Raw genomic sequence first — 20702 nt, 5'->3', positions numbered from 1 at the left:
CGCCGCCGCACCTGCCTCCTCCGCCACCGGACACCCGACCATGCCCTTCCCGCCACCGGACCGACGCACGCACGCGCAACGATGTCGGCCCCGCACCCCGTTCACTTCCGCCAGGAGCGTCGCATGAGCGCCTTACTCGAACCCGCCGCCGAGCCGATCGACGTGATCCCGCTGTCCGCCCATATCGGCGCGGAAATACGCGGCGTCGACCTCACGCAACCGTTGACCACGCCGCAGATCTCGGCGATTCGCGCCGCGCTGCTGAAATGGCGCGTCATCTTCTTCCGCGAGCAGTTCCTCACGCACGAGCAGCACGTCGCGTTCTCCGCGCAGTTCGGCGAGCCGACGGTCGGCCACCCGGTGTTCGGGCACGTCGACGGGCATCCCGCCGTGTATTCGATCGCGAAACACCGCAAGGCGACCCGCTTCGAAGGCGAACCGGTGCGCCGGCCGTGGACCGGCTGGCACACCGACGTGACGGCCGCCGTGAACCCGCCGTGGGCGTCGATCCTGCGCGGCGTGACGATCCCGCCTTACGGCGGCGACACGCACTGGACCAACCTCGTGCGCGCGTACGAAACGCTGTCCGCGCCGCTGCGCGGCTTCGTCGACGGCCTGCGCGGCATTCATCGCTTCACGCCGCCGGCCGGCGCGCGCGCAACCGATGCGTTCGACGACGCGGTCGAACGCCGCCCGCTCGTCACCGAGCATCCGCTCGTGCGCGTGCACCCGGAGACCGGCGAACGCGCGCTGTACGTGAGCCCGAGCTTCCTGAAATCGATCGTCGGGCTGACGCCGCGCGAGAGCCAGGCCCTGCTCGAACTGCTGTGGGAACACGTGACGCGGCCTGAATTCACGATCCGCTTCAAGTGGGAGCCGCGCAGCATCGCGTTCTGGGACAACCGCGCGACCGCACACCTCGCGCCGGTCGACATCTTCGATCTCGACTTCGACCGCCAGCTCTATCGCACGACGCTCACCGGCGACGTGCCGGTCGGCCCCGACGGCCGGCCGTCGGTCGCGCTCGAAGGCTCGCCGGTCGAGGCCGCGGCGGCGGTCGCGCTCAACTGAACCGGCGGCAGCCGGCGTGCCGCGGCGCGCCGGCCTTTCCGTCACTTTCGTCACGTCACGCCGATGAATGCGCGGGCCGCGCGCGTGCGCGGCCCGTCCGTCAATCCAGCCAGACCCCGTCGAAACGGTGCCCGCCGAGCGGCGAGAACGTCAGCCCGTGCACGCGCTTGGACACGGGCAGCGACACGATCGACGTCGCGATCGGCGTGAACGGCACCTGGTCCTTGAACACGACCTGCGCCTGTTCGTACAGCGCCGTGCGTTTCGCGACGTCCGCATTGGAACGCGCGGCGTCCACCAGCCGTTCGAAATCCTGGTTGCACCATTTCGCGAGATTGCTGCCGTGCACCGCGTCGCAACCGAGCAGCGTGCCGAGCCAGTTGTCGGGATCGCCGTTGTCGCCCGACCAGCCGTACAGGATCGCGTCGTGCTGCCCTTCGAGCTTCGCGCGGCGGTTGTATTCGCCCCATTCGTAGCTGACGATCTTCGCGCGCACGCCGATCTTCGCCCAGTCCTGCTGGATCAACTGCGCCATCAGCTGCGCATTCGGGTTGTACGGGCGCTGCACGGGCATCGCCCACAGCGTGAGGTCGAAGCCGTTCGGGAAACCGGCCTGCGCGAGCAGCGCCTTCGCGGCCGCCGGATCGCGCGGCGCATCCTTCAGGCGCGGGTTGTACGACCATTGCGCGGGCGGCATCGGGTTCGTCGCGATCTTCGCGTCGCCGTTGAACACGGTCTTCACGATCGCCGACTTGTCGATCGCGATGTCGAGCGCGCGCCGCACGTCGACGCGATCGAGCGGCGCATGCTGCGTGTTGTACGCGACGAAGCCGACGTTGAAACCCATCCCCGAGAACAACGACAGCTTCGGGTCGCGCCGCACCGTGTCGAGGTCGGCTGGCCGCGGGAACACCGACACCTGGCATTCGCCGGACACCAGCTTCTGCAGGCGCGCGGCCGGATCGGGCGTGATCGCGAACACGAGATGGGCGAGCTTCACGTCGTCCGGCTTCCAGTAGTCCGGATTCGCGTCGTAGCGGATCAGCGCGTCCTTCTGGTACGTGCGCAGCAGGAACGGCCCCGTGCCGACCGGGAACTGGTTGATGTCGGCCTCGCGGTGACGCGCCGCAAGCTGCGACGCGTACTCGGCCGACAGGATCGACGCGAACGCCATCGCGAGATTGCGCACGAACACGACGTCGGGCGTCTTCAGCACAAAGCGCACCGTGTAGTCGTCGACCTTGTCGATGCGTTCGATGTTGCGGTCGAAACCGAGGTCGCTGAAATACGGAAAGCTGACCGGATAGGCCTTGCGGAACGGATCGTCCCGATCGAGCATCCGGCGGAAGGTGAACACGACATCGTCGGCCTGGAACGGCCGCGTCGGCTTGAACCACGCGGTCGTCTGGAACTTCACACCGCGCCGCAAATGGAACGTGATCGTGCGCTGGTCGGGCGACACGTCCCAGCTCGTCGCGAGCGACGGTTCGAGATCGAGCGTGCCGCGCCTGAACTGCACGAGCCCGTTGTAGATCGTGAACGTGCTCGCGTCGAAATCGGTGCTCGTCGTGTGCTGGCCCGGGTCGAAGCCGGCCGGGCTGCCTTCGGTGCAATACACGAGCGTCTTGCCGGCGGGCGCGGCCAGCGCCTGCGTGGCCGCGCCGGCGAGCAGCAGCGACGCCGCGATGCAGCGCAGGGCCGTCGCGGCGCGTGGTAGTTTCCGCACGCGAGGCGCGGCGGGCGAAACGAAAGAGGTCTTCATGGTGGCGGAATCGGTGGCTGTCATGCAAATGACGACGGCCGATCTTCGCGCGTCGCCCGCCGATCGCTTACCAATTAATTGCGCGTTGCTTATCGCTGGATCGGCATCCCGCCGCCGCGGCACGGGGATGTCCGTGCGAGCGTCGGGCACGTGGCGCGCGTGGTCTCTTCCGGCCCCGTGCAGGTTCGCCGAAATGGGCGCATCGTATCGGCTGGCCAACGCCGGCGCGCATCCCGTCGCGCCGCCGATTCCAGGAGGACACACCATGCCTGTCAGCCCCGATACGCCTGCTCGCCCGGTGAAGACGCCGGGCCCCGATCACCCGATCACGATCGAATCGCACCCGCGGCGGGTCGTGGTCAAGGCGGCCGGCCGGATCGTCGCGGACACGCGCCGCGCGCTGGCGCTGCGCGAAGCCGCCTACCCGGCCGTGCTCTACATCCCGCGCGAGGACGCCGACCTGACGCTGCTGCTGCGCACCGATCACGCGACCTACTGCCCGTACAAGGGCGACTGCGCGTACTACTCGATCCCGGTCGGCGGCGAACGCGCGGTCAATGCCGTCTGGACCTACGAGGCGCCCTATCCGGCCGTCGACGCGATCCGCGGGCACCTCGCGTTCTATCCGGATCGCGTCGATTCGATCGAGGAAAGCCCGACCGGCTCCGATTGAGCGTCGCGGCAGCGGTTCAGGCAGCGGCTCGTCGCGCGCCGGGCGGCCGCGCGTGCGAGGCGGCGATTTCTCCGGGGCGGCCGGCCATGCCGCCCCGTTCCGGCCGCGATTTGGCTCGTCGCTGCGGGTTTCTGCACTGATCGCCGGATCGAACGCCGGCAACGCGTCCACCGCTGATTTGCATATGCGCATTCGTTGGTTGGCCGCCAACGCAGGCGGACGTATCGTCACGAGTCCGGCGCGGGCCGGCCCGTGGCGTGCAGCGCCCGCATCCGGCCCCGCCCTGCGCCGACCGCGTCGCCTTTCGCGCGCGGCCCGCTCCTTCGCCCGCAGGACGCCTCGATGAACGACACACCGCACGCAGACGTTGAACCGACACCGGCGAACCCGCAGCGCCGCCAGTGGCTGCAAGGCGCGGCCGCCGGGCTGGCCGGGCTCGCGCTCGGCCCGCTCGCCGGCCTGCCCGCGCACGCCCAAGACAGCGGCACGCGGCTGCGCGTCGGCTTCCAGAAATACGGCAACTTCGTCGTGCTCAAGGCACGCGGCACGCTGGAAAAGCGGCTCGCGAGCCAGGGCGTCACGGTGCAATGGCTCGAATTTCCGGCCGGCCCGCAATTGCTCGAGGGCCTGAACGCCGGCGCGATCGACGTCGGCACGGTCGGCGAGACGCCACCGATCTTCGCGCAGGCGGGCGGCGTCGATTTCGTCTACATCGGCAACGAGCCGCCCGCGCCGCAGGGCGAGGCGATCGTCGTGCTGCCCGATTCGCCGATCCGCAACGTCGCGCAGCTGCGCGGCAAGAAGGTGGCGTTCAACAAAGGTTCGAACGTCCACTACCTGCTCGTGAAGGCGCTCGAACACGCGGGCCTGACGTATGCCGACATCCAGCCGATCTACCTGACGCCCGCCGACGCGCGCGCCGCGTTCGTGCAGCGCAACGTCGATGCGTGGGTGATCTGGGATCCGTACCTGGCCGCCGCCGAGCGGCAGATCGGCGCGCGCGTGATCGCGAACGGCGAAGGGCTCGTGCGCAATACGCAGTACTACCTCGCCGCACGAAAATACGCGGCCGCTCATCCGCAGGTGCTGCGCGCGCTGCTCGACGAAGTCGACGCGGTCGACCGCTGGGCACGCGACCACGTGGCGGAAGTCGCCGCGCAACTGTCGCCGCTCGTCGGCCTCGACGCGCCGACGCTCGAAGTCGCGCTCAAGCGCGCCGGTTATGGCGTGCAGCCGATCAGCGACGCGACGCTCGCATATCAGCAGAACATCGCCGACGCGTTCAGCGCGCTGAAGCTGATTCCCGGCAAGCTGTCGGTGGCCAGCGCACGCTGATGCACTGCCGCCGACGCACGGCGCGGCACGCGTGCATCAGCGCGCGGGAGCCGCGCCGATGCGCCGCCATTCGTCGTAGTCGGTGACGAGGCCCGCTTCGTCGACCGCGATATCGGCCGCATACGTGCCGCTTTCGTAGCGGTACACGTGTTCCGCCGTGCGGGTATAACGCTGCTCGCCGCGCACGAACTCGAATTCGGGGAAGCGCAGCCACGCGGTATGGATCACGGCCGCCTCGCCGACGGCCAGCCCGAGCCGCCGGATCGGCAACGTGTTCGTCGACGGGCTGAAACCGAGATCGATATCGGTCGCGCCCGCGAGCGCCGGTACGTCGACGCCGTCGATCGTCCAGCGCCCTGCGTCGCACGCGATATCCCGCTGCCGTGGCGGCTGCGTGCCGCCCCACTGCGTGATGCGCGCCGCGCGCGTGAGCCAGTCGGCGCCGCACGAGATTGCGTAATCGACACGAAACGGCGCGCCGTCGATCGCGCCCGACACCGACCCCGACAAGCCGATACCCGTTCGCGACTCGACGAGCCTGCACCATTCGGCCGCCTGCCAGGTCCGCACGATCTGCCATGCGACGCAGCGCGTGCGCACCGCTTCATCCTGTCGCGTCATGTCATCGTCTCCAGTCGATCGCACGGAAGCCGATTGTCGCCCATCGCACCGGCGAACACACGCGGCTTGCGCAACCGATGGTCAGTATCGGGTCGCTCCACACCTTCAGTCAGCCGTGCTTTGGTACCATCCGTCGATCGGCATCAACCGGAACCGGACAAGGGGCGCGACTTCATGGATTTGCTGGCGACGATGCGCATCTACGTCAGGGTCGTCGAGCGCGGCACGATGTCCGGCGCGGCGCGCGATCTCGACATGGGCCAGCCGGCCGTCAGCGAGCGCATCGAACGGCTCGAGAAGCATCTCGGCACACGGCTCCTGATGCGCAGTGCGCGCACCCTCGTGTGCACGGAAGAAGGCCGGATCTTCTACGACCGCAGCAAGGCGCTGCTCGAAGCGGCCGACGATGCGGTCGCATCGGTCTCGAAGACGGAAACCGCGCTCGACGGCACGATCCGGCTCGCGGCGCCGCAATGCTTCGGCGAGGTCGTGCTGCCGGGCGTGCTGATGCATGTCCGCACCGCGTATCCGGGCCTGCACATCGATCTGGTCCTGAACGACGACATCGTCGATCCGGTCACGGAAGGCGTCGACATCTCGATCCGCGTCGGACAGCTCGGCGACGGCGGGTTCGTCGCGCACCCGGTCGGCACGGTGGGCCGCCGGCTCGTCGCCGCGCCGTCGTATCTCGACCGGTGCGGCCCGATCGACACGGCGGCCGATCTGGCCAACCATCCGTTCATCCGCGTGAAAGGCGTCTTCGCAAGCGAACGGCTGCCCGTGCAGCACGACGGCGGCCCGCTCGAATACGCGCGCATCCGCACGATCATGACGACGAGCCACTGGCGGCCGATGTTCGACACGATCGCGGCGGGCGGCGGGATCGGCGTGGTCCAGCACCCGGCCTGCGCCGACGCGCTCGCGGCCGGCACGCTCGTCGAGCTCCTGCCGCGCTACGCGATTCCCGACTTCGCGCTCAACGTGCTCGTCCACGCGCAGCGGCCGCTGCCGCCGCGCGTCCGGGCCGTCGTCGATCTGCTGAAGCAGGACATCCCGCCGCTGCTGGCCCGCCCTGCCCGCTGACGACGGCAGCCGCCGTCAAGCCTGCCGCGACTTCCCCGGTTCCTTCACGTGAGCGTCGAACGCGACGCATTGCTCGTCACGCCCGCGGGCCGGATGCGGGCCCGCGGCCGTTGCGCTCGCATGCGCACGCGGCGCGGCACGGCCCGCGCGGCGGGCGGCGCGCGCATCGCGACATGAATGCATGGCGGGCGGCGCGACGCGCACGCCCGCCCCGTCACCACGCCTGCCGGTAAATCTCCAGCGCGTCGGCCTCCGTCACCTCGCGCGGATTGTTCACGAGCAGGCGCGTCTGCAGCATCGCGTCCGACGCCATCCTCGGCAGGTCGGCCTCGCCGATACCGACCTCGCGCAGCGTGCGCGGAATGCCCGTCGCGGCGATCAGCCGGTCGATCTCGCCGATCAGCGCGTGCGTACGCGCTTCGTCGCTGCCCGTCGCCGACGGCGCGACGATCGCCGCGAGTTCCGCATACAGCGGTGCGGCGGCCGGTGCGTTGAAACGCAGCACGTGCGGCAGCACGAGCGCATTCGACAGCCCGTGCGGCACATGGAAGATCCCGCCGACCGGATAAGCCAGTGCGTGCACGGCCGCGACCGGCGCATTCGCGAACGCCTGCCCCGCGAACATCGCGCCGACCAGCATCGCCTCGCGCGCGTGGCGGTCGTGGCCGTCGTCGCACGCCGCGAGCAGGTTGCGCGACAGCAGCGTCAGCGCGTGCACGGCCAGCATGTCGGACACCGGGTTCTTCAGCCGCGCGGACGTGTAGGCCTCGATCGCATGCACCATCGCGTCGATGCCCGTGGCGGCCGTCGCCGCGCGCGGCAGGCCGAGCGTCAGTTCGGCGTCGAGGATCGCGACATCCGCGAACAGGTGTGGCGACACGACGCCCATCTTGCGCGCCTCGCCGACCGTGACGATCGACACGGCCGTCACTTCGGAGCCCGTGCCGGCCGTCGTCGGTATCTGCACGAGCGGCAGCCGCGCGCTCGTGACCTTGTCGACGCCGTACATGTCGGCCAGCGCCTGCTGCCCGGGCGCGAGCACCGCGATCAGCTTCGCGACGTCCATCGACGATCCGCCGCCCAGGCCGAGCACGATCTCCGCATTGGCCGCGACGGCCCGCTCGGTCGCGTCGAGCACCACCTGCTCGGGCGGATCGGCGATCACGTCGTCGATCACGGTGACCTGCCAGCCGTGCGCGGCGAGGCTCTCCAGCGACGGCGCGAGCACGCCGCTGCGATGCAGGAACGCATCGGTGACGACGCACAGCCGCACGAGCGCCGGAAAGCGTTCACGCAACAACGCGCCGAGCCGGCGCGCGGCGCCGAATTCGACGACCTGCGTCGGCACGGTGCGGAATTGAAACGGGTTCATCAGGCACCTCCCGGCGACGTCGCCGTGCCGGTGTCCGGCTGCACCATGAAGCGCAACACGTCGCGGCGATCGAGCAACGGAAAGATCGCGCCGACACCGATCCGCTGGAAATGCGGCGTATCCCGATGCACGTCGAGGCCGTCCGCATAGCGGTAGCGTTCGAGGATCACGATGTGGTCGGGGTCCTCCGCCGACCGGAAATACGCGTAGTCGAGGTTCTGCGGCTCGGTGCGCGTCGCCGGCGCGAGTTCCGCGAGCAGTTCGATCACGCGGTCGCCGTTGCCCGGTTTGGCGAAGAAATGCGCGATGACCTGAAGGTAGGGTTCGTTCATGTTGCGCTCCGTGTTCGACTGGGGGCCGTCACGACGGGGACGCACACGATGCGCGGCGAACCGGGGGATTCGAACGCGACGGCGCAACGCCGTGTCACTGGCTTGTCGTCGCATTGTATTGAATCCGCACGGTCTTCGCAGAGCCGGCATCGGGCCGCAAAAAGCCCGGCGAAACCCGTGCCCCGTTCACGGCACGGCGGATCGCAACGGGCCGCCACCCACGCGCTGCATCGCCGCAACGATTACCACGGCACCGTCCGCCCCAGATAGTCGAGATACTCGAGCCCCGGGCGCGCCCGCTTGGCGACCAGCACGTCGACGAGGCTCGGCACGCTTTCCTCGATCGTCAGGCGCGCATCCGGCCCGCCCAGCTCCGTGCGGACCCAGCCGGGTGCCATCAGCACCATCGCACGCCGCGTATCGGCCTGGCGCGCCGCGAAGCTGCGCATGAACTGGTTCAGCGCGGCCTTGCTGCCGCGATAGACCTCGCGCATCCCGCTGACGTTGTTCGCGACGCTGCCCTGCCCCGACGACATCGCACCGATCAGGCCGCCCGCGGTCACGCGATCCTGCAGCGTCTCGATCACGCGCATCGGCGCCAACGCATTCGTGACCATCACGCGCACGAACTCGTCGGTCGTCACTTCGCCGATCGTTTCGGTCGGCTCGTTCGTCGTTCCCGCATTCACGAACAGCATGTCGAAGCGCCGGCCCGACAGCCGCTCCCGCAGCGCCGCCAGTTGCGCCGGCTCGCAGATGTCGAGCGTCTCGATGTCGAGCCGGCCGTCGAACCGGTCGGCGAGGTCGTGCAGGCGCGTGCGCCCCGATCCTTCCCGCACGGTGCCCGTGACGCTCCAGCCCTTGCTCAGGAATTGCTCCGCCATCACGAGCCCGAGCCCGCGCGAGGCCGCGACGAGCAGGATCGTCGGTGCGTTTTTACTCGATACAGTCGATTGCATGGTGTCCGCCTTTGCCGGGTTGCGTCATGCAGCCACTATAGGTGCGCGTCCAGACAGGCGCCAGACGCACCCGACTCAAACCATAGTTGCATCTAACACCATGTCACATCGTGCCGTGGCGTATCCTGTCGCCATGGAAGACATCGACCTGAACCTCGTCACCGCGCTCGACGTGCTGCTGTCGGAAGGCAGCGTGACCGGCGCCGCGCGCCGGCTCGGCCTGAGCACGTCCGCGATGAGCCGCACGCTCACGCGGCTGCGGGTGTCCACCGGCGATCAGCTGCTCGTGCGCGCCGGGCGCAAGCTCGTGCCGACGCCGCACGCAGCCGCGTTGCGCGACCGCGTGCACGCGATCGCAACCGATGCGCGCACGGTGCTGCGGCCGGCAACGGCCGACGTGGATCTGGCGACGCACGCGTCCACGTTCACCATCCGCGCGGCCGCATCGTTCATGGAAATGCTGTCCGGCCCAGTGGTCGCCGCACTCGGCGAAATCGCGCCGCAAGTGCGGGTCCGCTTCGTCCCGAAACCCGACCGCGATCCGCAAGCGCTGCGCGACGGCGCCGTCGATCTGGAAATCGGCAAACGCGGCGACGATGCCCCCGAACTGCACACACGCATGCTGTTCCACGACTGGCACGTCGCGGTGGCACGCGCCGGGCATCCGCTGTTCGCATCGGGCAGGATCACGCCCGCGCGTTATGCGGCCTGCCGTCACGTGATCGCGTCGCAGCTCGGCGATTTCGGCGGGCCGGCCGACGACCCGGCCGACAGGGCCGGCCAAGGCGACGCCGTGCGCGTCGTCGTACCGGGCTACCCCGATGCGATGCGTGTCGCGGCCAGCACCGACCTGATCGCGCTCGTGCCGCGCTCGAGCCTCGGCAACGCATTCTCACCGGGGCTCACGGACGCCCTCGGGCTGCGCAGCTTCGAGATCCCGGTGCGCCTGCCCGGGATCCTCGTTTCCGCGCTGTGGCATCCGCGCATGCACGGCGACCCCGTGCATCGCCGCCTGCGCGATGCGGTCATCGCCGTCTGCCAGCGCGCGTATCCGGATACCCGCACACCGCACACATCGCGCACGCCGGCGCGGCGCACCGGCCCGCGCGCCGCAGGCTGACACGCGGCTCAGACCAGCCGGCCGCCGCCGTCGATGTGCAGGATCTCGCCGTTCATGAAGCCGTTGCCCAGCAGGAACGCGATCGCCTCCCCCACTTCATCGGCGCGCCCGACCCGGCCGCCGGGCAAAGCCGACGCCGCACCCGCGAGAATCGTGTCGCGCGCTTCCGCGCCGAACGCGTCGTACAGCGGCGTCTCGACGAAGCCGGGCGCGACGACGTTCACGCGAATCGGCTTCAGTTCCAGCGCGAGCGACTGCGCCAGCGCCTCGACGCCGCGCACGGCGGCGGCTATGACGGACGTGCCGTGCGCGGCCGGACGATCCGACAGTTGCCCGCCGGTCAGCACGATCGAGCCGGTCGCCGGCATCAGCGGCAACGCGGCCCGGATCGCGTAGACCGGCCCGGCGATACGTTCCTGCAGCGCGGCGAGCAACTGATCGGGATCGGTCTCGTTCAGCTTGCCCGCAATGAACCGGCCGGCCGTGACGACCAGGTGATCGACGCGCGTGAGCGAGTCGAATACGGCCTGCACCGCCTGCCGGTCCGCGATGTCGGCCACCGCGATGCGCGCGCCGCCGATCGCTTGCGCGGCGGCCTCGAGCTTCGCGCGGGTCCGGCCGACCAACGTGACGCCCGCGCCTTTCGCCTTCGCGGCGGCCGCGGCCTCGAGGCCGATTCCGGAGCTTCCGCCGAATACCACGACGTGCGCACCGTCCAGTGCCGAAGATTGCGTTACCTCGTTCATGTCGACTCCTCGTCAGGGATTGAAGGTTCGCGAACGTTAGGTCATTCTCCATTGCGCAGGAACGTGGGAGACTTGAATAAGGTTCATTCCCCGAAGGAATAAGATGGAATCGCTGCGATCCATGCGCGTGTTCGTCCGCGCCATCGAGCTCGGCAATTTCTCGGCGGTCGCGCGCGAGGAAGGCACCGGCCAGCCGACGATCAGCAAGATCGTCGCCGCGTTCGAAAAGGAACTGGGCGTCCGCCTGCTCGAACGCTCGACCACGAGCCTCGCGCCCACCGACGAAGGCCGCCGGTTCTACGATCGCTGCAAGCGCGTGATCGACGAATACGCGAGCGCGGTGGCCGAGGTGCGCGGGCAAACGGTGCGGCCGGTCGGCAAGCTGGTCGTCAATGCGCCGATGGGGCTGGGCGAGCTGAGGCTGAACGCGCTCGTGCTCGAATTCCTCGCCGCATGGCCGGAGATCGAGGTCGAGCTGCAATTGACCGACCGTGTGATCGACCTGGTCGAAGAAGGCGTCGACGTCGCCATTCGCCTCGGCCATCTGCTGCCGCCGGATGCCGTGGCGCGCCCCATCGCGTCGTCGCCCCGCCTGCTGGTCGCCACGCCGAAGTACGTCGCGCAGGCACCGAGGCTCCGCCGGCCGGAAGACCTGGCGCGGCACGAGTACGTCGGCTACGCACGCGCAGACATCGGCAACGAACTGGCATTCGCCCGCGGCGACGAGCAGGTCGCCGTTCCGGTGCGCGGCCGGTATCGCGTGAACAGCTCGATGGCGCTGCGGGAATGCTTTCTCGCCGGGAACGCGGTGGGCAGCGGGCCGGCGTGGCTGGTTCAGGACCTGATCGACAGCGGGCAGCTCGTCCGGTTGCTGCCGAAGTGGGACATGGTGCCGCCGCATGCGCTGCACCTCGTGTATGCGTCGCGCCGGTATCTGCCGCTCAGGACCCGGACGTTCCTGCAGTTCATGGAGCAGCGGATTCCCGGGCTGCCCGGGTTCCATGCGACGACCGCCGCGACCGCCAACCCGGCCGCGCGCGCATCGCGGCAGCCCCGCTGACCGGCGGGCGTCGCGGTCACGGCCGGCCGGGCGCCGATCCGCCACCGTTTTCCCGATCCGCCGAATTCCCGCTATTGCGGCGCCCCCGGCGGCGGCGGCAGGCCGTTCGGCTAAAATGCCGCACTTTCCACCTTGTCCGGCCCGCTCGCCATGCAACCCGCCTCCTCCGCCCAACCCGCCGCCCATGGCGCCGACGCCGCAGATGCGGCCCGCGACCTCGTCTACGGCCCGAACGACCGGCCGGCGCCGATGGTCGCCTTCGTCGCAGCGCTGCAGCACCTGCTGGCGATCATCGTGCCGATCGTCACGCCCGGCCTGCTGATCTGCCAGGCGCTCGGCGTGTCCAGCCGCGATACGACCCTCATCGTGTCGATGTCGCTGGTGATTTCCGGCATCGCCACCTTCGTCCAGTGCAAGCGCTTCGGCCCGCTGGGCGCCGGCCTGCTGATCGTCCAGGGCACGAGCTTCAACTTCGTCGGCCCGCTGATCGCCGGCGGCAGCCTGATGGTCAAGCAAGGCACGCCGGTCGAAACCGTGATGGCCGCGATCTTCGGCGTCGTGATTGCGGGGTCGTTCGTCGAAATGGGCGTGTCGCGCATCCTGCCGTTCGTGAAGCGCCTGATCACGCCGCTCGTCACCGGCATCGTCGTGCTGCTGATCGGCCTCACGCTGATCAAGGTCGGCCTCATCAGCATGGGCGGGGGCTTCGGCGCGATGGCCAACGGCACCTTCGCGAGCGCGGAGAACCTGACGTTGTCCGGCCTCGTGCTCGGCACGATCATCCTGCTGAACCGCGTGCCGATCGTGTGGGTGCGCAGCACCGCGCTGGTCATCGCGCTCGTCATCGGTTATCTCGCAGCCGCGTTCCTCGGCCGCCTCGACTTCACCGGCATGCACCAGGCCGCGCTGTTCCAGGTCCCGACGCCGCTGCACTTCGGCATCGGCTTCTCGTGGTCGCTGTTCGTGCCAATGCTGATCATCTACCTCGTCACGTCGCTCGAAGCGATCGGCGACGTCACGGCCACCAGCAAGATCTCGAACGAGCCGGTCGAAGGCCCGGTGTGGATGCAGCGGATCAAGGGCGGCGTGCTCGTCAACGGCGCGAACTCGCTGCTGGCCGGTGTGTTCAACACGTTCCCGAGCTCGGTGTTCGCGCAGAACAACGGCGTGATCCAGATCACCGGCGTCGCCAGCCGCCACGTCGGCATCTGGATCGCGGGGATGCTCGTGGTGCTCGGCCTGTTCCCGGTCGTCGCCGGCGTGCTGCAGGCCGTGCCGGAACCCGTGCTCGGCGGCGCGGCGATGGTGATGTTCGGCGCGGTGGCCGCATCGGGCATCAACATCCTCGCGGGCGTCCAGCTCGATCGCCGCGCGCTGCTGATCATCGCGGTGTCGCTCGCGCTCGGCCTCGGCGTGTCGCAGGTGCCGGACATCCTCAACAGCCTGCCGCACGCACTGAAGAACGTGCTGGAATCGGGCGTGGCGACGGGCGGCATCTGCGCGCTCGTGATGAACTGGTTCCTGCCGGAGAAGAAGTAAGCGGATGATCCGCACGATGCGCGGTGCGCCAGACGGGCCGCACCGCGCGTCGTACCGGCCGGCGCCCGCGGCTCTCGCTGCGGGCAACGCGATCGGCGTATCGCCAACCGGCCGATTCCGCTCGCACCACCCGTTGCCCTGATTCCACGCGGCGCCGCGTCACACCTGGAACCACCCGTCCGCTATCGCCGGCATCACCGGTTCCCGTACGAACGCGGCATCGGACAATTGCAGCAGCGTACGCACGACAGCCACCACGTCGTGAACCGGCACCAGCCCGCCATCGCAAGGGCGTCCGGCGCGGCACAAGCCACACGTCACACGCCACGAGACGCGCACGCCGAACTACGCTTTCGACGTGCACCGGGGTTATCGACCCCGTGTCGGCGGCGATCAAAGGTCAAACCCGGTCATGCCGCCTTGGCCGATCGATTTGTGCTGGTTAGAATCACGACATGCCCCGAGTTCCCGCCCCCAACAACACCCCCGAGACGCCCGCCGTCCCCGTCAAGGAACGCGCGACCGTCGTCTGCTACCGCGGTGAACGCGTCCTGCTCGTCGCCCGCGCGGCGTCGCGCTGGGCCCTTCCCGGCGGCACGATCAAGCGCGGGGAATCGCCGCTCGAAGCCGCGCATCGCGAGTTGTCCGAAGAAACCGGCATAACCGGCCAGACGCTCGTCTATTCGATGCAGTTCACCGGGCTCGCAAAGATCCATCACGTGTTCTTCGCGGAAGTCGGCCCGGACCAGACGCCGCAAGCGAACAACGAGATCGAGAAATGCAAGTGGTTTCCGATCGACGGCGTCGACGGATTGCGCGCAAGCATTCCGACGAAGCGAATCGTCGAACTCGTCCATCAACACGAAATCCGCAAGGCGTAGCGCGCGACGGACGAGCGCATGCCCCGGCCGGCGGCCGGCTCGCGTCGCTGTTCGTGAACCCGCGCGACGCGCGACCGCTCAGTGCATGCGCTTCCTGCGCAATTCGCGCGTGGAATAGACGACGAGGAAAATGCCCAGCATCGCGGCACCGGACGCCATGAAGTCGTTTGCGCTACCCGAACCGTGCAGGGACGTCGGGAATATGCCGAGACTCAATCCTGCGGCCGCGAGAAGCAATCCTGCAGCCACGCCCCAGATCGGCCCGGCGGTCTTGTCGATGTTATTTTTCATGCAGCACCCGTCTACAGTCATTACCTGAACGGTATCGGCAAAGCACGCCGCGTCTACCTTCAGTGATTCCACTATAGCCCGGAAAAAAATCATTGAAGCTTTAGTGCTTCTACCGATCAAGTTTTATCGATCGCGGCCGCCTGGGTGGGCTGATCGGCAATCCGGCTCGGCCGAGCCGACGCCGGCCACCGAAGAACGCATATGCCGCACGCCCATATGCATTCCACGATCGCTTGTTTTACCGCGCAACGTCGCGGCGCTAAGCTCGGAACCCGCCGTCGACTTCCCAATGGCTTCCCCGCCTTCGCCCACCATGCCGAACTCCGCCGAACAGGCCGCCGACTGGCTGCTCTCCGGACTCGAACTGCGCAGCACGCTGTTTCACGTGGGCCGGTATTGCGGCGTCTATCGCGCATCGACGGCCGGCCATCAGCGCGCGAGCTTCCACCTCGTGCTCGAAGGCGCATGCTGGTTGCACCTGCCCGCCCGGAACGGCCGTGCCGCGCAAAGCACGCGCCTCGTCGCCGGCGACGCGGTGTTCCTGATGCACGACATGACGCATTGCCTGACGCCCGACGCGGTTGCGCCGTCCGACGACGAATACACGGTACGGATCGGCACGATGACACCGCTTGCCGAGCCTGCGTCGTCACCGGGCGACGTCGCGCTGGCATGCGGTTTCTTCGAGTTTCGTTCCGATCTTGGCGACGCGATCGCCGGCCTGATGCCCGATCACCTCCTGGCGCGCCACGACGACGCGAAGCTGGCGGGCGCGCGCACGCTGTTCGACCTGATCCGCACCGAAGCGGCGCGTGCCCAGGATGCACCGTCGCCGCTCGTCAATCGTCTGACGGATGCGCTGTTCTTCTATGCATTGCGTGCCGTCGCGAGCAGCGACGATTTTGCGCCGGGCCTGTGGTCGGTCATGCGGCGCGCCGAATTTACGCCGCTCGTCGGCGCGATCATCGAGAAACCCGGCGACGACTGGACCACGCACACGATGGCCGCGTTTTGCCACATGTCCCGCGCGCGCTTCTGCAAGCAGTTCGCGCAGGCATGCGGACAGCCGCCTGCGCAGTTCCTTGCGCTGCTGCGCATGAAGGTCGCGGCCGAGATGCTGCGGCAGGGGGCATCCACGCTCAGCACGGCCGAGCATGTCGGCTATCAGTCGGAATCCGCCTTTGCGCAGGCATTCAAGCGCGTCACCGGCCTGCCGCCCGGCACCTGCCGCCGCGCCCCGGAGCGCACCGGCGCGACACCCGTGCATTGACGCAAGACAAACGCGCATGAAACAGAGACGGCCGCGCATTGCCGGCTCGACCGGCGCCGCCAACAATGACGGCTTTCCGATCGAGGATGCCATGAGCCGCCTGCCCCTCCAAACCGTCGAAAGCGCGCCCGAAGCCAGCCGCCCGTTTCTCCAGAAGTCGCAAGCCGCCAACGGCTTCCTGCCGAATCTTGTAGCCTCACTCGCCAATGCACCGGTTGCGCTCGAAACGTACCTGACCGTCGGCGAAATCAATTCGCGCAGCGGCCTCACGCTGGCCGAGCGCGAAATCGTGCAGATCACCGCCGCCGCCGTTCATGGCTGCGGTTTCTGCGTGGCCGGCCATACGGCCGTCGCGCTGAAGAAGGCGCAATTGCCCGCCGCGCTCGTCGACGAGGTCCGCGCCCAGCGCCCGCTGTCCGACGCGCGCCTCGATGCGGTCGCCACGTTCACGCGCGACGTGATCGCAACGCGCGGCGCCGTGTCCGACGAAGCGCTCGCCGCGTTCAAGGCGGCCGGCTACAGCGATGCCGGCGCGCTTGAAGTGGTACTCGGCGTGAGCCTCGCGACGCTTTGCAACTTCGCGAACAACCTGGCGCGCAACGAACTGAATCCGCAGCTCGAAGCGTATCGCTGGGAGCCGACGGCGCGCGCAGCATGACCGCGCCGGCGAGCTCCGATGCGTTCGACGCATGGCTCGAAGCAAATGCCGACGCGCTCGACGTCGACCCGTCGCGGGCGGCGGACATCCTGCCGCAGCTGGTGCGCTCGCGCACCGTCGCCGTCGGTGTGCCGGAGGTCATGGGCGGCACGGGCGGCACGATCGCGGACGCGATCGACACGGTGGCCGCCGTCGCGCAACGCTCATTGACGGCCGCATTCGTGCTGTGGGGACATCGCACCTTCATCGAATACGTACTGCAGAGCGACAACGACGCGCTCCGTGCGCGCTGGCTGACGCCGCTGCTCGACGGCGAAGTGGCGGGCGCCACCGGTCTTTCGAACGCGATGAAGTATCTGTCCGACATCGAGCCGCTGCAGATGCATGCGGCCCGCAGCGGCAACGCGTTCGTGCTGAACGGCAGCCTGCCGTGGATCACGAACCTGCGGCGCGAAGGCTTCATCGCCGCGGCCGCATTCGATCACGACGACGGCACGCCGCCGTCCGTCTTCGCGATTCCGCACGACGCGCGAGGCGTCGAACGCAGCGACGATCTCGACCTGATCGGCCTGCGCGCAAGCAATACGGCTGCGCTGCGCGTGAGCGATACCGTCCTCGACGAATCGTACCGCCTCGCGGCCGACGCACCGGCCTGGCTCGCGCGCGTGCGCCCGGCGTTTCTCGGCTTGCAATGCGGGATGTCGATCGGGCTGGCGCGGCGCGCGTTGCTCGCCACGCTGGATGCCAGCGAGCCGTCGCGCGCGTCGATCGGCGCGGAAATTCGCGAACTCGAAACGACGCTCGCCGATCAGGCCGCCCAGTTGAAGCGCGGCGTGCTCGACGGCACCTTCCTCCACGCGCCCGCGACGATGTTCGAACTGCGCATCGCGCTCGTCGAGACCGTCTCGCAGGCGGTCTCGCTCGAAGTGCAAGCGACCGGAGGGCGCGGCTATCTGCGCGGCCAGAGCGGCAGCGCGCGGCGCGTGCGCGAAGCGTCGTTCATCCCGATCGTGACGCCGAGCCTCGTGCAGTTGAAATCGCAGCTCGCGCGGCATCGACGGGCGGCGGCAGCATGACGCAAGGCGCGCACATCGTCGCGAACGGCGTCACGTTGCGGTACGGATCGCGCAGCGTGCTGAACGGCGTCGACCTGTCGGTTGCGCCCGGCGAACTCGTTGCGCTGCTCGGGCCGAGCGGTTGCGGGAAGTCGTCGCTGTTGCGGGCCATCGCCGGCCTGACGCGAACCGCATCCGGCACGATTCGCGTCGATGGCGAGCCCGTCGACGGCCCGCGCCCGGAGGTCGCCCTCGCGTTTCAGGACCCGTGCCTGCTGCCGTGGCTCACGGTCGAGCGGAACGTGGGGTTCGGGCTGACCTTCGCGCGTCAACCGCACCTGACACGTGCGGACCGCAAGGAACGCGTGACGAACGCATTGGCCGCCGTCGGGCTCGACCATGCACGGCACGCGCTGCCGTCGCAGTTGTCGGGCGGCATGGCACAGCGCGCGGCGCTGGCGCGCTGCCTGGCACGGGCGCCGCGCGCGCTGCTGCTCGACGAACCGTTCGGCGCGCTCGACGAAGTGACCCGCGCCGACATGCAGCAGCTCCTGATTGCCGCGGTGAGCAACACCGGCGCGTCTGCGCTTCTCGTCACGCACGATATCGACGAAGCGCTGCTCGTCGCCGATCGGATCGTGCTGCTCGGCAAGCGCGGCACGCTGGTCGGACGCTGGGCCGTCGAACTGCCGCAGCCGCGGCACACGCAAGTGCGCTCGCTCGGCGAGCTGCGCATCTCCATTCTCCAGGCGCTGCAGAACTCGATTTCAGCAGCAGCCTGAATCCGGCCGATACCCGCGGGGAATCCTCATGTGCAACGTACCGATGTCACGACGCGAATGGCTGAAGCTCGCGTCGCTCTTTACCGTCGCGGGCGCGGCGCCGCTGCTGAAAGCATCCGGCGCGCGCGCGGCAGCCGATCCGAATGCACCCGTGCGCATCGGCTACCTGCCGATCACCGATGCGGCGCCGCTGCTCGTCGCACACAACAACGGCTACTTCGACGCGGCCGGCATCCAGGCGGAGAAGCCGACGCTGCTGCGAAGCTGGGCGCAGCTGGTCGAGGCGTTTCTGTCGGGACAGGTCAACGTCGTGCATCTGCTGTCGCCGATGACCGTGTGGGCGCGCTACGGCAGCAAGGCGCCCGCGAAGGTCGTCGCATGGAATCACGTGAACGGCTCTGCGCTGACGGTTGCGCCCGACATCAACACCGTGGCGGACCTCGCTGGCAAGACGGTTGCGGTGCCGTTCTGGTATTCGGTGCATAACGTCGTGCTGCAGGACCTGCTGCGCGCGCAGGGTCTCGCGCCCGTGCTCAAGCAGTCGGGGCAGCCGGGGCCGAAGGAAGTCAACCTGGTCGTGATGGCGCCGTCCGACATGCCGCCCGCGCTGGCGTCGAAAAAGATCGCCGGATATATCGTCGCCGAGCCGTTCAACGCGGCCGCTGAGCAGCTGAACGTCGGCAAGATTCTCCGCTTCACCGGCGACGTGTGGCGCAACCACGCGTGCTGCGTGATCTTCATGCACGAGCAGGACCTGACGCAACGCGCGGCGTGGTCGCAGAAGGTCGTCGATGCGATCGTCAATGCCCAGCTGTGGACGCGCGCCCATCCGCAAGAGGCGGCCAGGCTGCTGTCGAAGGAAGGCCCGAACCGCTACACGCCGCATCCTTCGCAACTGCTCGCACGCGTGCTCGCGCCGCAAGCAGCCGATCAGGGGCGCTATCTCGGCGATCGCGCGATCCAGCACGCGAACTGGGGAGTGAAACGCATCGACTTCCAGCCGTATCCGTATCCGAGCTACACGGAAGAACTCGTGCGCCGGTTGAAGACGACCCAGGTGGAAGGCGCGAGCCAGTTCCTCGCGTCGCTCGATCCGAAACGGGTCGCCGGCGATCTGGTCGACGACCGGTTCGTGAAGAAGAGCATCGAAGCGCTGGGCGGCTTGTCCGCGTTCGGCCAGGATGGCGGCTATGCACGCAAGGAGACGATCGTTGTCTAGCGTGCTCGTTCGGGAAACGTCGTCGGCGGCGCGGCGTCCGGTGCCCGCGTCCGCGCATTGGCGCAGCATCGTGCTGGGCGGTGCGGGACTGGCGGCCGCCCTGGCGCTGTGGTGGCTCGCCGTCACGCTGCTCGCGGGCCACAACGCGATGGCCGCGCAGTTCGCGCCGCAGCGTGCGTTCGAAGCGCTGCCGTCGCTCGTCACCGAGGATCAGTTGCTCGTGCATGCGGCGACCAGCCTCAGGCGCATCGCCGTCGGGCTGGCGTGGGCGCTCGTAGTCGGCGTGCCGTTGGGATTCGCGATCGGCCGTCTGCGCTGGCTCGAACGGACGCTGTCGCCGACGCTGCAGTTTCTTCGCATGATCTCGCCGCTTTCGTGGATGCCGCTTGCGGTGATGTCACTCGGCGTCGGCGATCGCGCGGTGTATTTCCTGCTCGCTTTCGCCGCGGTGTGGCCGCTGGTGATGAGCACCGCATCGGGTGTCGCGCATCTCGACCGGCGCTGGGTCCAGCTTGGCGAAAGCCTTGCCGCCACGCGCGCGGAAATGCTCTGGCACGTCTACGTGCCCGGCATCGCCGCGCATGTGCTCACCGGCGTGCGCCTCGCGATCGGCATCTTGTGGATCGTGCTGGTTCCGGCGGAAATGCTCGGCGTGAGCGCGGGGCTCGGCTACCTGATTCTCGACACGCGCGACCGGCTCGCGTATTCGGAGCTGACGGCCGTGATCCTCGTGATCGGCGTGCTCGGTTTCCTGCTCGATCTGGCCGCGCGCGCGGTCGCGGCCCGGCTGTCGAGCGATATGCCGGGGGGGTGATCGGTAGGTTGCTGAAGCGAAGACCTAGTAACGTTCGACATCTACCGTGTCCAGCAGTG

The 20702-nt window shown here is 68.7% G+C and carries 21 protein-coding genes; 14 read left to right on the top strand and 7 right to left on the bottom strand.

Annotated elements, in window-relative coordinates; genetic code table 11:
- The first annotated feature begins 123 nt into the window (after nt 1-123).
- Complete coding sequence (locus ABY44_RS16860; protein ID WP_060085026.1) at nt 124-1071, top strand: TauD/TfdA dioxygenase family protein; 948 nt, start codon at nt 124-126, stop codon at nt 1069-1071.
- Between the two features lie 100 nt (nt 1072-1171).
- Here ABY44_RS16860 and ABY44_RS16855 read toward each other — a convergent pair whose 3' ends face one another.
- A complete protein-coding gene (locus ABY44_RS16855; protein WP_060173187.1) occupies nt 1172-2833 on the bottom strand; it encodes an ABC transporter substrate-binding protein in 1662 nt (553 codons plus the stop codon).
- Nucleotides 2834-3098: 265 nt separating this feature from the next.
- On the opposite strand from ABY44_RS16855, the gene ABY44_RS16850 reads away from it, so the two are divergent.
- Together ABY44_RS16850 and ABY44_RS16845 are read left to right on the top strand one after the other, a co-directional pair.
- Complete coding sequence (locus ABY44_RS16850; protein WP_048026487.1) at nt 3099-3506, top strand: DUF427 domain-containing protein; 408 nt, start codon at nt 3099-3101, stop codon at nt 3504-3506.
- 342 nt (nt 3507-3848) lie between these two features.
- The gene (locus ABY44_RS16845; protein WP_027791197.1) at nt 3849-4841 is read left to right on the top strand and encodes a sulfonate ABC transporter substrate-binding protein; all 993 of its coding nucleotides are present in this window, start codon (nt 3849-3851) and stop codon (nt 4839-4841) included.
- Nucleotides 4842-4877: 36 nt separating this feature from the next.
- Here ABY44_RS16845 and ABY44_RS16840 read toward each other — a convergent pair whose 3' ends face one another.
- Entirely contained in the window at nt 4878-5462 is a 585-nt protein-coding gene (locus tag ABY44_RS16840; RefSeq protein WP_060173186.1) for a putative glycolipid-binding domain-containing protein, read from the bottom strand.
- 174 nt (nt 5463-5636) lie between these two features.
- On the opposite strand from ABY44_RS16840, the gene ABY44_RS16835 reads away from it, so the two are divergent.
- On the top strand, nt 5637-6545 hold the full coding sequence (locus ABY44_RS16835; RefSeq protein WP_027791195.1) for a LysR family transcriptional regulator: 909 nt from the start codon (nt 5637-5639) through the stop codon (nt 6543-6545).
- A 214-nt stretch (nt 6546-6759) separates the two neighbouring features.
- Here the strand turns inward: ABY44_RS16835 and ABY44_RS16830 are convergent, their stop codons facing one another.
- The 3 genes from ABY44_RS16830 to ABY44_RS16820 form a co-directional block, all read right to left on the bottom strand.
- The gene (locus ABY44_RS16830) at nt 6760-7917 is read right to left on the bottom strand and encodes an iron-containing alcohol dehydrogenase (RefSeq protein ID WP_060173185.1); all 1158 of its coding nucleotides are present in this window, start codon (nt 7915-7917) and stop codon (nt 6760-6762) included.
- Nucleotides 7917-8249, bottom strand: a complete 333-nt coding sequence (locus tag ABY44_RS16825) for a putative quinol monooxygenase (protein WP_060173184.1) — start codon at nt 8247-8249, stop codon at nt 7917-7919. The genes ABY44_RS16830 and ABY44_RS16825 overlap by 1 nt, the downstream gene beginning before the upstream one ends.
- Before the next feature lie 242 nt (nt 8250-8491).
- Entirely contained in the window at nt 8492-9208 is a 717-nt protein-coding gene (locus ABY44_RS16820; RefSeq protein ID WP_060173183.1) for an SDR family oxidoreductase, read from the bottom strand.
- A 133-nt stretch (nt 9209-9341) separates the two neighbouring features.
- Here ABY44_RS16820 and ABY44_RS16815 point away from each other — a divergent pair, with 133 nt between their 5' ends.
- Nucleotides 9342-10328: a LysR family transcriptional regulator gene (locus ABY44_RS16815; RefSeq protein ID WP_060173182.1), complete on the top strand. Its 987-nt coding sequence runs from the start codon at nt 9342-9344 to the stop codon at nt 10326-10328.
- An 8-nt stretch (nt 10329-10336) separates the two neighbouring features.
- Here ABY44_RS16815 and ABY44_RS16810 read toward each other — a convergent pair whose 3' ends face one another.
- Nucleotides 10337-11074 (bottom strand): SDR family oxidoreductase, encoded by a 738-nt coding sequence (locus tag ABY44_RS16810; RefSeq protein WP_060173181.1) that lies wholly within the window; start codon nt 11072-11074, stop codon nt 10337-10339.
- Between the two features lie 103 nt (nt 11075-11177).
- Here ABY44_RS16810 and ABY44_RS16805 point away from each other — a divergent pair, with 103 nt between their 5' ends.
- From ABY44_RS16805 to ABY44_RS16795, 3 genes are all read left to right on the top strand, one after another.
- The gene (locus ABY44_RS16805) at nt 11178-12134 is read left to right on the top strand and encodes a LysR family transcriptional regulator (protein ID WP_060173180.1); all 957 of its coding nucleotides are present in this window, start codon (nt 11178-11180) and stop codon (nt 12132-12134) included.
- 150 nt (nt 12135-12284) lie between these two features.
- Nucleotides 12285-13673 carry a nucleobase:cation symporter-2 family protein gene (locus ABY44_RS16800; protein WP_027791183.1) on the top strand — a complete coding sequence of 463 codons (1389 nt, stop codon included), beginning with the start codon at nt 12285-12287 and terminating at the stop codon, nt 13671-13673.
- A 455-nt stretch (nt 13674-14128) separates the two neighbouring features.
- Complete coding sequence (locus ABY44_RS16795) at nt 14129-14554, top strand: NUDIX hydrolase (protein WP_060085013.1); 426 nt, start codon at nt 14129-14131, stop codon at nt 14552-14554.
- A gap of 78 nt (nt 14555-14632) precedes the next feature.
- On the opposite strand, the gene ABY44_RS16790 is transcribed toward ABY44_RS16795, so the two are convergent.
- A complete protein-coding gene (locus ABY44_RS16790; protein WP_027791181.1) occupies nt 14633-14845 on the bottom strand; it encodes a hypothetical protein in 213 nt (70 codons plus the stop codon).
- A 289-nt stretch (nt 14846-15134) separates the two neighbouring features.
- On the opposite strand from ABY44_RS16790, the gene ABY44_RS16785 reads away from it, so the two are divergent.
- The 6 genes from ABY44_RS16785 (at nt 15135) to ABY44_RS16760 (ending at nt 20643) form a co-directional block, all read left to right on the top strand.
- Nucleotides 15135-16115, top strand: a complete 981-nt coding sequence (locus ABY44_RS16785; protein ID WP_226112631.1) for an AraC family transcriptional regulator — start codon at nt 15135-15137, stop codon at nt 16113-16115.
- A 91-nt stretch (nt 16116-16206) separates the two neighbouring features.
- Entirely contained in the window at nt 16207-16773 is a 567-nt protein-coding gene (locus tag ABY44_RS16780; protein WP_059694345.1) for a carboxymuconolactone decarboxylase family protein, read from the top strand.
- Nucleotides 16770-17849 (top strand): acyl-CoA dehydrogenase family protein, encoded by a 1080-nt coding sequence (locus ABY44_RS16775; RefSeq protein ID WP_060173178.1) that lies wholly within the window; start codon nt 16770-16772, stop codon nt 17847-17849. The genes ABY44_RS16780 and ABY44_RS16775 overlap by 4 nt, the downstream gene beginning before the upstream one ends.
- Nucleotides 17846-18610, top strand: a complete 765-nt coding sequence (locus tag ABY44_RS16770; protein WP_060085010.1) for an ABC transporter ATP-binding protein — start codon at nt 17846-17848, stop codon at nt 18608-18610. Before ABY44_RS16775 ends, ABY44_RS16770 begins: the two co-directional genes overlap by 4 nt.
- A gap of 28 nt (nt 18611-18638) precedes the next feature.
- Complete coding sequence (locus tag ABY44_RS16765; protein ID WP_060173177.1) at nt 18639-19829, top strand: ABC transporter substrate-binding protein; 1191 nt, start codon at nt 18639-18641, stop codon at nt 19827-19829.
- Entirely contained in the window at nt 19801-20643 is an 843-nt protein-coding gene (locus ABY44_RS16760) for an ABC transporter permease (protein WP_414143093.1), read from the top strand. Before ABY44_RS16765 ends, ABY44_RS16760 begins: the two co-directional genes overlap by 29 nt.
- Nucleotides 20644-20702: the final 59 nt, after the last annotated feature.

It is taken from the genome of Burkholderia sp. ZZQ-2 (assembly GCF_050768715.1).
Classification (GTDB): Bacteria; Pseudomonadota; Gammaproteobacteria; order Burkholderiales; family Burkholderiaceae; genus Burkholderia; species Burkholderia cepacia.
This window is presented reverse-complemented; position numbering and strand designations above follow the sequence as displayed.